Genomic DNA, 12,238 nt, shown 5'->3' on the forward strand with positions numbered 1-12,238 from the left:
GAGGCGCGTCAGCGAGGGAGGCTTCCCATGCCACGCCGAACGAGGTTTGTTGCCGCAGTGGTGGTGACCGCAGCACTGACCGTGGCCGGCTTGACGCTGGCGCCGCCGACAGCAGACGCGCAGCCGAATGACCACATCTTCACCCCGTTCCGAGAGTTCAAGCCCTCCGGTTCGAAGGTCAGGATCGATCCCAAACGCTTCTCCGCGGTGAAGGTCGATCCCGCGGACGTGCGGGCCAAGCTTGCGCGTGCGCCGATGGCCGCTTCTGCCAAGCCGACCGTGTTCGAGTTGCCTACGCCGAACGGGAAGACCGAGCGTTTCGAAGTCCGACGCTCCCTCGTCATGGAGACCAAGCTTGCTGCCGCGCACCCCGAGCTGCAGACGTGGTCAGGCGTGTCGCTCGATCATCGCGGCACGTCCGTCGCGCTCGATGTCACCCCGATGGGCTTCCACGCGTCCGTGCGCGGCCCGAACGGTCAGGATGCTTGGTACATCGATCCGGCGTACAACAAGCGCGGGACACGTGAGCACCTCGTCTACTACGGGCACAGCCTGCCGAAGCCGATGGATTCTCCGGTGGAGCGGGAGCTGCCTGCCATCAACCGGCAGATCGAAGGGCAGCGATCGATGCCTCAGGCGGCGCCCAGTCCCACGGTGACGCAGCGGGTGTATCGACTGGCCCTGCTGAGCGACCCGACCTACGCCGACTACTTCGGCAGCGAGAATGTGCTGGCCGAAAAGGTCACGCTGATGGTCCGGGTCAACCAGATCTACAACGACGATCTGGCGATCCGGATGGTGCTGGTCGACGGCACCGAGAAGCTCAACCTCGACACGGTCGACAAGGCGACCGGGGCCGACGGACCCTGTGGCTTGCACTCCTGCTACACGCTGGATCCCGACGCCCAGGACTACGTCGAAGGCCAGCTGTCCTACTGTGACGTGGGCACGTTGCAGCGCAACCAGACCGTTCTCGGCCAGCTGATCGGGGCGTCCAACTACGACATCGGCCACGTCGCGCTGGGCACCAACGGTGGTGGCATCGCCGGCCTCGGCGTCGTCGGCAGCATCGAGAAGGCCATGGGTTGCACCGGCATTCCCGACCCGGTCGGCGACTACTACGCGATCGACTATGTCGCCCACGAGGTGGGGCACCAGTTCGCCGGCAACCACACCTTCAACGGCACCCAATGGAATTGCTCAGGCGGCAACCGCAACGCGGGGACGTCGGTCGAACCCGGATCGGGCTCCTCGATCATGGCGTACGCAGGCATCTGCCGGCAGGACAACCTCCAGCCGCACAGTGACCCCTACTTCTCCCAGCGCTCGATCAGCGAGATGACCGCGTACACCGGCGGTGTGGCGCCCAGTCCGGTCGAGGTGCAGGACGTGTCTTTGAGTGGTTTCGAAGCTCCGGGTGACACGCTCACCATCGGCTACCCCGGCGCGACGGCCGAGCCGGTCACCGTGACGTTCGGTTCGACCTACACCGCTGAGAACCTCAAGGCAGCCATCGAGGGATTGACCGGCAAGAAGGTCACGATCGCGAAGTGGGGCTACGACCCGTACGCCGGGATCTACTCCGATCCCGTGGTCTACCCCGCGCCGGTCGGCCAGCCGGACGAGGCAGGCTTCCAGGTGATCTTCGCCGGGGACCCCGACCCGTATACCGACGACAGCGACCGCATGGACATGCGCGCTCTCATCGTGAAGACGTCGGACGGCGTCGGGGCTCGGGTCGGCGAGACCGCGAAGGGCGGTCCGGCGAACAACAACGGTGAGACGCACCGCACCGGCAACCGTGCCCCGTCGGTCACCGGGCCCGCTGGTCGGACCCTGCCTCTCCGCACACCGTTCACGCTGCGCGGCTCAGGCACGGATCCTGACGGAGACAAGCTGACCTACCTCTGGGAGCAGAACGACGTGGGCGGCGTGAACGGCACCGCACTGGTCGACAACAAGAAGGTCGACGGGCCGCTGTTCCGGGTGTTCGGTCACTATGCCGACGTCTCGGATGAGAACGCGAGGCTCAGCCCGTCACCCGGCCAGAACCAAGCCGGCTACAGCCCGTCGCGGACCTTCCCGGACATGGAACAGATCCTGGCCGGCAACACCAACGCCAAGACCGGAACCTGCCCGCCGGCACCGCCCAACAATGCCGACACGTACGTGGTGGTGCCGCTCCCGATCGTGAACTGCTATTCGGAGTTCCTGCCGGTCAAGGGCTACGTCGGCAACGCCGGGTCGAAGACACCCGCGATGCACTTCCGGTTGACTGCCCGCGACACCGTCGCCGGTGGCGGCGGAGTCAGCTACGCGGACCTGACTCTGCGGCTCGATCCGAACGCCGGACCATTCCTGGTCTCGTCGTTCGCCAAGGGCGGTTCGGTCAAGGCCGGCAGCAAGCAGACCATCACCTGGAAGGTCAATCGCACCCGCAAGCTGGCCAAGAATGTCAAGATCCTGCTCTCCACCGACAACGGCAAGACCTGGAGCAAGGTCCTGGTCAACAAGACTGCGAATGACGGCCGTGTTCGGGTCAAGCTGCCGAAGAAGGTCAAGACCACCCAGGCCAGGATCATGATTCGAGCGATCGACAACTACTTCTTCGATGTGAACGACAGCGTGTTCCGGATCAGGTAGCTCACCAGTCCAGCACCCACCCGCATGCGAGAGGCTCCCGGTGTCAACGGTCTTCGACGGGTCACCCGAGCCGTTCTGACTGACATGTCGATGAGGCATGCTGGGGTGGGTGAGCGACGCTGAGAATCTGGGCCGGGAGGCACGGGATCGAGTCGGGGCGTGACCGACCTCTAGCCGGACGGCACCGGGTGGTTGCTCCGGATCAGGTCGTCGGGGTCGACGGCGGCCTTGATCGCCCGGAGGCGTGCCCAAGTAGCCGGGTCGAAGAACGAGCTCCCGTCGCTCGGCTGTTCGGCGAAGTTGAGGTAGCTGCGCTCCTCGCGCCACGGCGCGAGCGAGTCCATCAACCGCGTGACTGCCGCGCGCATCGGGGGCGCGGGTTCGGGCGTGACGCCGACGGCGAAACCGAGGAACGCGCCGGGCAGTCCGTCAACTGCTCCGCCACCGCGGCCCGGGGCGACGGCGGCGCCCAGGTGGCGCAGATCCACGGTGAGCAGGGGAGTGTCCACCCCGGGCCCGGCTGCTTGCACGATCGCCTCGACGGCCTCGACGCTCAGTTCGGTCTGCAGCCAACCGTCCCCATAGATGGGCGTGGGCGCCGGCGGGTCCATGTTCAGTTGGTCGAGCCGCTCCACCGGAGTGATCGTGAAGGTGTCGTCCGACGGTCCGAGCGCTCGCAGCGGCGCGAGCAGTGCATCCGCGTCAGCGGGGTCGAGCGTGGTCACCGCCTCGACCACGGCGTACGACTTTCCGGACAGTTGTGGCGGCAGCTCCGGGATGGCCGGGAACCGGATGAGCCGGCCGATCGAGGTGACCTCGGCAGGTGCGTTATCGGTCCAGCGGGCCCATGCGTTCAAGACCTGGCGGGCGCGCTCCAGCGGGAAGAACAGTGCGCCGGCGTACACCTCGCCGATCGGGAACAGCGCGAACTCGATCGCCGTGACCACCGCGAAACTGCCGCCGCCACCACGCAGCGCCCAGAACAGGTCGGGCTCGGACTGTGCGTCCACCCGGCGCACCGAGCCGTCGGCCGTCACGACCTCGAACGCCCGCACATGGTTGAGGGCCAGTCCATGGGATCGGGCGAGCCAGCTCACGCCGCCACCGAGGGTGTAGCCGGCGACGCCGACGTCACCGGAGGAGCCGGCCAGTGCGGCCAGCCCATACTGCGCGGCCGCCGAGGTGACATCGCTCCACTGGGCGCCGCCCTCGACTCGCGCGATCCGGGTGGACGGATCGACCAAGACATCCCGCATCTCGGACAGGCTCAGCAGGATCGTATCGGCGAGGTCACCCATCGGCGAGGCGTTGTGGCCGGTCGACTGCGCGGCTACGCGAAGGCCGACTCGCCTGGACACGGTCAGCACTGTTTGCACGTCGCGCACCGATGCGACGGTGGCGACCGCGGCCGGCTGCTGGTCGACCGCGAGGTTCCAGGCCTGCCGCGCTCGATCCCAACCCGGGTCGCCGGGCACCGTCAGTGTGCCGTCGAGTTCGAGGGCGAGAAGGCCGGGATCGGTGTGGATCGACATGGTGACTCCCTGACTGGCGAGGTTTCCGGACGACGCTGTGATGCTGGTCATCTCGGCATGGACGCGTTCAGCCTCCGCGGCCGCGCGTCCAGATCCCATCCCCCGAGGGCAGGCGCTTTCGGGGCAGACCCCCTACATCTGAAGGGTTGGGAACAGGGGCCCGAGTGGCACACTGGACGGAATGATCTCGAGAACCGTCGAGTTCGGGCTCAATGCCGTCCGGGAGGCCGCGCTGCGCGCGGCCAACGGAGGGGAGCTCTTCGAGCAGGTTTCGAGCCGGCTGCGCCGGGTTGTCCCGTTCGACGGTGCCACCTGGTTCGCGACGGATCCTTCGACCGTTCTGGCCACCCTTCCCGTGGGAGTGGAGAACATCGAAGAAGGTCACTGCGACACGTTCTGGGAGCGCGAGCACCAGGTGGAGGACGTGCTGCTCTTCCGGGACCTCGCGCGCAGCCAGTCGGGCGTCGGCACCCTCTATCAGGAGACAGCCGGGACACCTGAACGGAGCGCCCGAGCCCGCGAGTTCCTCCGTCCACAGGGATATGGCGACGAGCTGCGCGCCGTCTTCCGTACCGGATCGAGCACCTGGGGTGTGGTCGGGCTGCTCCGCCGGCAGAAGAGGCCGGAGTTCACCGACCAAGACACCCGAGTCCTGAGCGAGTTGGGCTCCGGGATCGCCGACGGACTCCGGCGGCTCGCCGCCCGCCAGGCCGACGACGCGGCCGAGGACAGCGCGGTAGGGACGCTGCTCTACGACTCCGAGGGCCGGATGCTCTCCCTGGATGCGGCGGCGTACCGCTGGCTCGGCGAACTGGTCGGACGGGAGTGGGGTGGCACCACCACAGAGTTGCGCAGGGCCACTCCGGAGCTGAGCATGATCTTCGCGGCGGTGACCCGTGCACCCATGGTTGCCGCCAGCCGGGAAGGCTCTCCGGCGGTCTCCCGCATCCGAGCCCGGTCCGGGCGATGGGTCGTCGTGCACGCCTCCTCACTCCACGGTCTGGACGGATCGGCAGGCCCGATCGCGGTGACGATCGGCCCCGCACGGTCGTCCGAGATCGCCCCGATTATCATCGAGGCGTACGGCCTCACTCCCCGAGAACAAGACATCACCAAGGCGGTCGCGCGCGGCCTGTCCAACGCAGAGATCGCCGCGGTCCGCCACCTCTCACCCTTGACCGTCCGGGACCACCTCAAAGCGGTCTTCGCAAAGGTCGGGGTCAGCACCCGCGGTGAGCTCGTCGCCAAACTGTTCGCCGACCACTACGGGCCGACCATCCACGCCCCGGGCGTGGCCAGCCACGCCTTCTTCTGAACGCGTCTACTCCCCAATGCGAGTACGGCCCCTGATCCTACCGCCGAGGCGAACGCCTCCAAGAACTCCACAAGACGACCGCGCGGCAGCCGAAGGCTCGATGTCATCCGACGGGCGGGGACGCCGGGACCCAGCAGCCGAACTGAACAACCTATTGAATTTCGATAGATTTCGCGCGATCATCGATGTCATGAATCTACGTCCTCGCTGGCTCGTCCCCGTCATCCGGGTCGCCCTGGTGCTCGCCTTCGCCGGCTTCACCCTGATCCAGATGGTCGGTGTGCCCGGCATCGCCTGGAACGATCTGCAGCACCACCCGGGCTGGCGGGAGGCCGTTTTCATCACGCCTCTCGTCATCATCTTCATAGGCGGTATGGCCTGCCTGCAGGTGATCACCGTCTGCACCTGGAAGCTGCTCACCCTGGTCGAGGTCGACGAGATCTTCTCCGGCGCCAGCGCTCGCTGGGTCAACGGCATCGTCCGGGCGATGTACGTCGGCTGGGCGCTCCTGGCCTGCCTGGGACCGTACTTCTATCTGGTGGCGGAGGGCGACGATGCTCCCGGCGCGCTCGTCATCGGTCTGGTCCTCGGACTGGTCGCGACCGCCGTCCTGGGTCTGATGCTCGTCCTACGGGAGTTGCTGCGCCGCGCGACCACGCTGCGCGCCGAGATGGACGAGGTCATCTGATGTCCATCGTCGTCAGGATCGACGTCGAGCTCGCGAAGCGGAAGCTCAGCGTCGGCGATTTCGCGGAGCAGATCGGCCTCACCCCCGCCAACGTCGCGGTGCTGAAGAACGGGCGCGCCAAGGCGGTGCGGTTCTCGACCCTGGAGGCGATGTGTCGGGTGCTGGAGTGCCAGCCCGGCGACCTGCTGGAGTATGTCGAGGAGGACTGATGCGCGGGGGACAGCGTCCAGGTGTGGGTGAGCAGCGGCTACCGGCCACCTGCTTGATCCGATGCGATGGCACTTTGCAGTAGCACGGCCTGTTCACCAGCGTTCCTGGTCAGCGCGGCGGCCGACCGGAACTCGACCGCCGCCTCGAGATGCCGACCGGCACGGGCGAGCAGGTCACCTCGAACACTTGGCAACAGATGTGAACCGGCCAACGCGCCGGCCGGCAACTCGGCCAAGACAGCCAGCCCGGCTTCCGGGCCGAACGCTCGGCCGTAGGCAACGGCCCGGTTTACCTCCACCACTGGACCGGGCGCCGCCTCGGCCAGCACGTCATAGAGCTTGGCGATCGACCGCCAATCGGTCTCGGCCGCCGTACGTGCCTGGGCATGTCGAGAAGCAATTGCCGCCTGCAGGTAGTAGCGACCAACTGGCCGTCCCTGGGCGGCGAGCGTTTCCGCGCGCCCCAAGCTGTCCAGGCCGCGCCGGATCAGCAGTTCATCCCATCGGGAACGGTCTTGATCCTCCAACAAGATCGGCCGGCCGGCTTGATCGAGCCGCGCCTGATTGCGTGAGGCTTGAAACGTGACCAGCGACAACAGCCCTTGTGCCTCGGGCTCGTCGGGCATCAGCTGGGCCAGCATGCTGGCCAACCGCAGCGCCTCGGTCGTCAGCTCCGGCCGCAGCCAGTCAGCTCCGGCGGTAGCGGTGTAGCCCTCGTTGAAGATCAGGTAGATGACCGCCATCACGTCATCCAGTCGAGCGGTCCGTTCCTTGCCGGTCGGCAACTCGAAGTCGGCGCCGGACTCCGCCAGAGTCTTCTTGGCTCGCGAGATTCGCTGACCCATCGCCGACTCCGAAGCCAAGAACGCGCGGGCGATTTCGGCCGTGGTCAGGCCGCCGACCAGTCGCAGCGTGAGCGCGGCCCGGGATTCCGGTGTCAGTGCCGGGTGACAGGACAAGAAGATCAGCCGCAACACGTCATCTTCGATGTAGTCGACCTGGGATTCCAGATCAGGCATGGATCTCTCCTCCCAGCCGTGACCCAACTCAGCGGTCTTGCGGCGGCGGGTTTCGGCCCGCCGGAACTCGTCGATCCCGCGCCGCTTGGCGGTCGTCATCAGCCAGGCGGCCGGCTTGTCGGGAATGCCCGATTCAGGCCACTGCTCCAGGGCAGCAACGAGCGCGTCCTGGGCCAGATCCTCGGCCAACTCCAGATCCCGGGTCATCCGGGCCAACGCGCCGACCAGGCGGGCCGATTCGGCCCGCCACGCCTCGATGATCGCGTCGGCTGTTGCGCTGTCGGTCGCCGGCCTGGCGCTGCTTGGCACCCGGTCAGCCTACGAGACCACCGGGTGGGCCGGGACGGACAGTGGCTCAGCCCTCGGCAGCAGCAGGTGGCTCCTCCGAGATCTGCCGAAGGGTCGCGACCATGGAGACCTCGGGCCAATACTTTGCGTGCAGATCGGCAAACTCCTGCTGGTTGGCGATGGCTTCTTCGAGCGTGTCGTACTGCATGAGCGCCCAGCCGCCGACAACTTCCTTGGCCTCCGCGTACGGGCCGTCGACGCGGGTGGTCTCCCCCTTGCGGACCACGAAGTTGACCGCGTCCTCAGTGCCGAAGAGTCCACCGCCATCCAGGAAGTGGCCCTTCGCGGCCTGCTCTCCGATGTAGCTGTCCATGGCGTCGAACAGTGCCTGCGGCGGCATGCCGATGCCCTCTTCCATCCGTACGAATCCCATGAAACGCGGCATGTCCTCACTCCTTGTCTGGCTCGGCCCCGCTTGCCGGTGGCCGTTCTTGGCCCTACGTCGAACAGCGAACCACCGTTTCGACATGGCACTGGTAGAAACTTTGGGCTGCAGGTGCTCGACGACGGAGGGGTCGTTGAGAAGTACCTTGTGGTTCCAAATCTTGACGCGAGCGGGCCCGGTAGCTACTTCTCGTGAGGGGATTGCGGCTGCGCGGGCGGAACCAGAGGTGAATCCCGCCGCTCGCAGTACGCTGCCGATCTGCGGGGCCCAGCCCGAGGTTGCACGTGTTGATCGCGAGGTCGGCATCAGCGGTCAGCAGAAGTCCGGACGAGGTCGATGAAGCAAGCAGTGCCGCGGCGGCGACCGGTACGCGAGCCACCTGACCAGGCTGCCGGAGTTGTTGCGTGTCTACATTCTGTACGCCCATCAGCGCGGCGGCATCTCGCGCACTCTGACAGCCGAGGCGCTGGAGGCGCTCGAGGAGTTCGCACCCGAGTATCAACGGCTGATCCGGATCGAGCGACTCCAAGGGCCAGCAGCCCTGATGGCCAGGATGTTCGAGCTGGCGCCTGAGCAGGATGGGTGAGCGACCGATCGCGACAGATTCGCTCCCCGACCGGGTGCGACACGCCGACAATACGGCGGATTCGCGTCGGTCGGGGTTGATATATCACCTGAAGCAGCGACCGCCGTCAGCCGCGTGCCCCATCAGGTTCTTGTGATCTGGTGACGCATAGGATCGGGAGATGCCCGTAACTCGGATCGTTCCGGATCTGGTGGTGTCGGATGTCGCGCGCGCGAATGCCCTCTATGCCCGATTGTTCGGCTTGGAGATCGCGATGGATCTCGGCTGGGTCGGCAATCTCGGACTGGCAGGAGACGAGGGCCGCGTGCAGCTTCAGACCATGACTGTCGACGCCACGGCACCGTGCAATCCGGTCATCAGCATCGGGGTTGCGGCACCGGCCGAGGTTGACGAGCTGTACGTACGGGTCCGAGCAGAGGACCTGGAGATCGTGCATCCGCTGACCGATGAGGCGTGGGGCGTGCGCCGGTTCTTCTTTCGTGACCCCGATGGCAACGTGGTGAACGTCGTCGCGAACGCGTGACGGGCGGCATCTGCTCCTCGGCTGACATGTCGATGAGGCATCCTGGGGTAGGTGAGCGATGCTGAGAGTCCGGGCCGGGAGGCACGGCAGCAGGTACAGGCAGGCGCCTTCGATCAGATCGGTGATCGCTACGACGAGGCGTTTCCTCACAAGGACGGTCAGGTGGCGGCCACCGGCTGGTTGATCGATCAGTTGGCGCCTGGCGACAGGGTGCTCGATGTCGGCTGCGGGACCGGACTGCCGACAGACAGGCAGTTGGCGGCGGCTGGTCTGGCGGTGACGGGAATCGATATCTCGGAAAGCATGCTCGGCCGGGCCCGACGAAACGTGGCGACGGCTGACTTCCACCGGCTCGACGTGATGGACCTGGATGACCGGTTCGGCAGGTTCGATGCGGCGGTCGCGTTCTTCTCCTTGCTGATGTTGCCGCGGTCGGAGATCGGACCGGCCCTCGACCGGATCCGCGGGTTGTTGCCGGCCGATGCGCCGGTAGCGGTGGCCATGGTCGAAGCCGATCTCGACGATGTGTCGATTCCGTTCCTGGGCAGCACCCTGCGGGTCTCCGGCTATCTTCGTGAGCACCTTGCGACGGTCCTGGAGGGTCACGGGCTGCGAGTCGGCGAGATCCGGGACTATGCGTACGAGCCCGCCAGTGAGGGAGCGCCGCCCGAGGTGCAGCTGTTCGCCTACTGTCGATCGGTGTGACCCAGGCCGGGTATCGACGCGGCGATCTACGCTGATCTGCTCGCAGAAAGACGTTCGCCGTGGCGCTCGGGAACGACCATCGATTCAGCTCTGATCGAGCCGGAGGATCCGGGACTCCCAGGGCGCAAGTGAGTCCGGCCGTCCATTCAGATGCGTACCGAGCAGCAGCTCCGCATCGACGTGGTCCGGCAGATCTTCGAGCGGCAGGTCCGCGGGTCGCGAGGAGCAGTTGGCCAGGACGAGGAGGCGCTCGTCGTCCAGGGTGCGGGTGAATGCCCAGAGCCGGTCGTGCTCAGGTAGGAGCAGCTCGAACCGGCCTTCGCGGACCACGGCGTTGTCGTGGCGGAGGGCGATCAGCTTCTGGAAGTGCGCGAACACGGAGTCGGCATCCTCCGACGCTGCCGCAGCGTTGATCGTCGGGTAGTTCGGGTTCACCTCGATCCACGGCGTAGCGGTGGTGAAGCCCGCCGCATCGGTGGCGTCCCATTGCATGGGCGTACGGGCGTGGTCCCTGCTGCGGGTCTCGAGGAAGTGCATCACGCGCTCGGTCGGGACTCCGCCGGCGGTTGCCGCTGCGTACACGTTGAGGGCACTGATGTCGCGGTATTGCTCGATCGTGGTGAAGGGGGCGTTGGTCATCCCCAGTTCCTCGCCTTGGTAGACGTACGGCGTTCCCTTGTGCAGGTGCAGGACCGTCGCGAGCGTCTTTGCCGACGCGACCCGGTGTTCCGGGCTGTCGTCTCCGAAGCGCGACACGGCACGGGCCTGGTCGTGGTTGTCGAAGTAGAGCGAGTTCCAGCCCACGTCGGCGAGTCCCAGCTGCCAGTGGGCGAGGTTGTTCTTCAGCACGGGCAGCGGGAGGTCGACAAGGTCCCACCGCTGGCCGCCGGGGACCCGGTCCAGCATGACGTGCTCGAAGGTGAAGACCATGTTCAGCTCGTGCCGTCCCGGATCCGTCGCCCGGATCGCGGTCTCCACGGTGGAACCGGGCATCTCGCCCACGGTGAGGAGGTTCAGGTCGTCGAGTCTGACCTCGCGGTTCATCTCGGCGAGGAACTCATCGAGTCGAGGACCGCTGCCACCCTCGTAGGTGGGCTCCACCCCGGACGGGTCGAGGGCGTCGGTCGTGAACCCGATGGGCTTGGAGATCAGGTTGATGACGTCCATCCGGAATCCGTCGACGCCGCGGTCCACCCACCAGCGCATCATCGCGTACACGGCCTGCCGCACCTCGGGGTTCTCCCAGTTGAGGTCGGGCTGTCCCGGGCTGAAGATGCCGAGGTAGTACTCGCCGCTGACCGGGTCGTACGTCCACGCCGAGGGGGCGAACGCGGCCGGTCGGTCGTTGGGCTCGGATCCGGCGGCACCGGGTTCGGCGCCGGGCCGAGCCGGGCGCCAGAAGTACCAGTCTCGCTTCGGGGAGGCGGGGTCGCGCGACTCGATGAACCACGGGTGCTCGTCGGAGGTGTGGTTGACCACCAGATCCATCACGAGTCGGATGCCGCGCTCGTGGGCCGCCGCGATGAGCGTCTCGAGGTCTGCCAGCGTTCCGAACAGGGGATCGACGTCGCGGTAGTCGCTGATGTCGTACCCGTTGTCGCACTGTGGTGACCGATACACGGGAGAGAGCCAGATGACATCCACGCCCAACTCCGCCAGGTAGTCGAGACGACTCGTGATGCCCGGGATGTCGCCGATCCCGTCGCCGTCGGAGTCCTGGAAGGAACGGGGATAGATCTGGTAGACGACGGCGGACCGCCACCAGCCGTCCGGGCGCAGGACGCGTGCTTCCTCACCGAGGAGGTGATCTGTCATCAATGGCTCCAATCAGGAATCTGCTGGGCGTGCACGATCGACGGTGGCCAGCAGGGTAACGGCGACGAGCCACGTTTGGAGAACGAAGCGGGCTGGAGAACGAAGCGGGCCGGGCACGGACCGATTACGATCGCTCCCAGCGCCGCGGCCGGATGCCTGCCTCGTCCAGCCGGGCCTCGACGATCGCTTCTACCTCGGCGAAGGAACCGACGTAGCTGATCTCGTCGCCGGACAGGTCACGAACCCGTGCTCGGACCACGGCGGGAAGGTCGCCGACGGCGCGTTGCTCGGCCCACACGTCGAGCAGGAACCGGTATCGCCATTCCGTCACCACCACTCGCGCCTCTCGTCGGATAGCGCCACTGTGCGCGGCGGGTGTCACGAGACGGTCCCAGTAGGCGGCGCCGGTCTCACCGCCTTGTCACCGTGGGATCGAGGAAGCTCGGTCGATCTGGAGGGATTCAGCTCCA

At 66.7% G+C, this 12,238-nt stretch carries 12 protein-coding genes; 7 read left to right on the forward strand and 5 right to left on the reverse strand.

The features are described 5' to 3' along the window. Positions 1–27 precede the first annotated feature (27 nt). Positions 28–2,643, forward strand: coding sequence for a M12 family metallo-peptidase (locus MLP_RS09350; protein WP_041789921.1), 2,616 nt, complete (start codon positions 28–30; stop codon positions 2,641–2,643). 170 nt (positions 2,644–2,813) lie between these two features. On the opposite strand, the gene MLP_RS09355 is transcribed toward MLP_RS09350, so the two are convergent. Beyond that, complete coding sequence (locus tag MLP_RS09355) at positions 2,814–4,226, reverse strand: FAD-binding oxidoreductase (RefSeq protein ID WP_197536529.1); 1,413 nt, start codon at positions 4,224–4,226, stop codon at positions 2,814–2,816. A gap of 130 nt (positions 4,227–4,356) precedes the next feature. Between MLP_RS09355 and MLP_RS09360 the strand changes: the two genes are divergently transcribed. The 3 genes from MLP_RS09360 to MLP_RS09370 all read left to right on the forward strand — a co-directional run bounded on the left by MLP_RS09360 (position 4,357) and on the right by MLP_RS09370 (position 6,387). After that, positions 4,357–5,490: a helix-turn-helix transcriptional regulator gene (locus MLP_RS09360; RefSeq protein WP_013862819.1), complete on the forward strand. Its 1,134-nt coding sequence runs from the start codon at positions 4,357–4,359 to the stop codon at positions 5,488–5,490. 190 nt (positions 5,491–5,680) lie between these two features. Continuing rightward, complete coding sequence (locus MLP_RS09365) at positions 5,681–6,178, forward strand: DUF2975 domain-containing protein (protein ID WP_013862820.1); 498 nt, start codon at positions 5,681–5,683, stop codon at positions 6,176–6,178. Beyond that, positions 6,178–6,387, forward strand: coding sequence for a helix-turn-helix domain-containing protein (locus MLP_RS09370; protein WP_013862821.1), 210 nt, complete (start codon positions 6,178–6,180; stop codon positions 6,385–6,387). The genes MLP_RS09365 and MLP_RS09370 overlap by 1 nt, the downstream gene beginning before the upstream one ends. A gap of 38 nt (positions 6,388–6,425) precedes the next feature. Here MLP_RS09370 and MLP_RS09375 read toward each other — a convergent pair whose 3' ends face one another. After that, complete coding sequence (locus MLP_RS09375) at positions 6,426–7,715, reverse strand: RNA polymerase sigma factor (RefSeq protein WP_013862822.1); 1,290 nt, start codon at positions 7,713–7,715, stop codon at positions 6,426–6,428. 46 nt (positions 7,716–7,761) lie between these two features. After that, on the reverse strand, positions 7,762–8,139 hold the full coding sequence (locus MLP_RS09380) for a YciI family protein (RefSeq protein ID WP_013862823.1): 378 nt from the start codon (positions 8,137–8,139) through the stop codon (positions 7,762–7,764). A gap of 397 nt (positions 8,140–8,536) precedes the next feature. Here MLP_RS09380 and MLP_RS09385 point away from each other — a divergent pair, with 397 nt between their 5' ends. The 3 genes from MLP_RS09385 (at position 8,537) to MLP_RS09395 (ending at position 9,953) form a co-directional block, all read left to right on the forward strand. Beyond that, positions 8,537–8,725 (forward strand): hypothetical protein, encoded by a 189-nt coding sequence (locus tag MLP_RS09385; RefSeq protein WP_013862824.1) that lies wholly within the window; start codon positions 8,537–8,539, stop codon positions 8,723–8,725. Between the two features lie 160 nt (positions 8,726–8,885). Further along, positions 8,886–9,248, forward strand: a complete 363-nt coding sequence (locus MLP_RS09390) for a VOC family protein (RefSeq protein WP_013862825.1) — start codon at positions 8,886–8,888, stop codon at positions 9,246–9,248. A gap of 51 nt (positions 9,249–9,299) precedes the next feature. Further along, positions 9,300–9,953, forward strand: a complete 654-nt coding sequence (locus MLP_RS09395) for a class I SAM-dependent methyltransferase (protein WP_013862826.1) — start codon at positions 9,300–9,302, stop codon at positions 9,951–9,953. Positions 9,954–10,037: 84 nt separating this feature from the next. On the opposite strand, the gene MLP_RS09400 is transcribed toward MLP_RS09395, so the two are convergent. After that, entirely contained in the window at positions 10,038–11,768 is a 1,731-nt protein-coding gene (locus MLP_RS09400) for a glycoside hydrolase family 13 protein (RefSeq protein WP_013862827.1), read from the reverse strand. A 124-nt stretch (positions 11,769–11,892) separates the two neighbouring features. Continuing rightward, entirely contained in the window at positions 11,893–12,099 is a 207-nt protein-coding gene (locus MLP_RS09405) for a hypothetical protein (protein WP_156821100.1), read from the reverse strand. Positions 12,100–12,238 lie beyond the last annotated feature (139 nt).

This window comes from Microlunatus phosphovorus NM-1 (genome assembly GCF_000270245.1).
Taxonomy (GTDB): Bacteria; Actinomycetota; Actinomycetes; order Propionibacteriales; family Propionibacteriaceae; genus Microlunatus; species Microlunatus phosphovorus.

Excerpts from the sequence above, each read along its gene's own strand:
- MLP_RS09380 (WP_013862823.1), bottom strand. The coding sequence starts at position 8,139 with ATGCCGCGTTTCATGGGATTCGTACGGATGGAAGAGGGCATCGGCATG.
- MLP_RS09400 (WP_013862827.1), bottom strand. The coding sequence starts at position 11,768 with ATGACAGATCACCTCCTCGGTGAGGAAGCACGCGTCCTGCGCCCGGAC.
- MLP_RS09365 (WP_013862820.1), top strand. The coding sequence starts at position 5,681 with ATGAATCTACGTCCTCGCTGGCTCGTCCCCGTCATCCGGGTCGCCCTG.
- MLP_RS09350 (WP_041789921.1), top strand. The coding sequence starts at position 28 with ATGCCACGCCGAACGAGGTTTGTTGCCGCAGTGGTGGTGACCGCAGCA.
- MLP_RS09355 (WP_197536529.1), bottom strand. The coding sequence starts at position 4,226 with ATGACCAGCATCACAGCGTCGTCCGGAAACCTCGCCAGTCAGGGAGTC.
- MLP_RS09370 (WP_013862821.1), top strand. The coding sequence starts at position 6,178 with ATGTCCATCGTCGTCAGGATCGACGTCGAGCTCGCGAAGCGGAAGCTC.
- MLP_RS09390 (WP_013862825.1), top strand. The coding sequence starts at position 8,886 with ATGCCCGTAACTCGGATCGTTCCGGATCTGGTGGTGTCGGATGTCGCG.
- MLP_RS09360 (WP_013862819.1), top strand. The coding sequence starts at position 4,357 with ATGATCTCGAGAACCGTCGAGTTCGGGCTCAATGCCGTCCGGGAGGCC.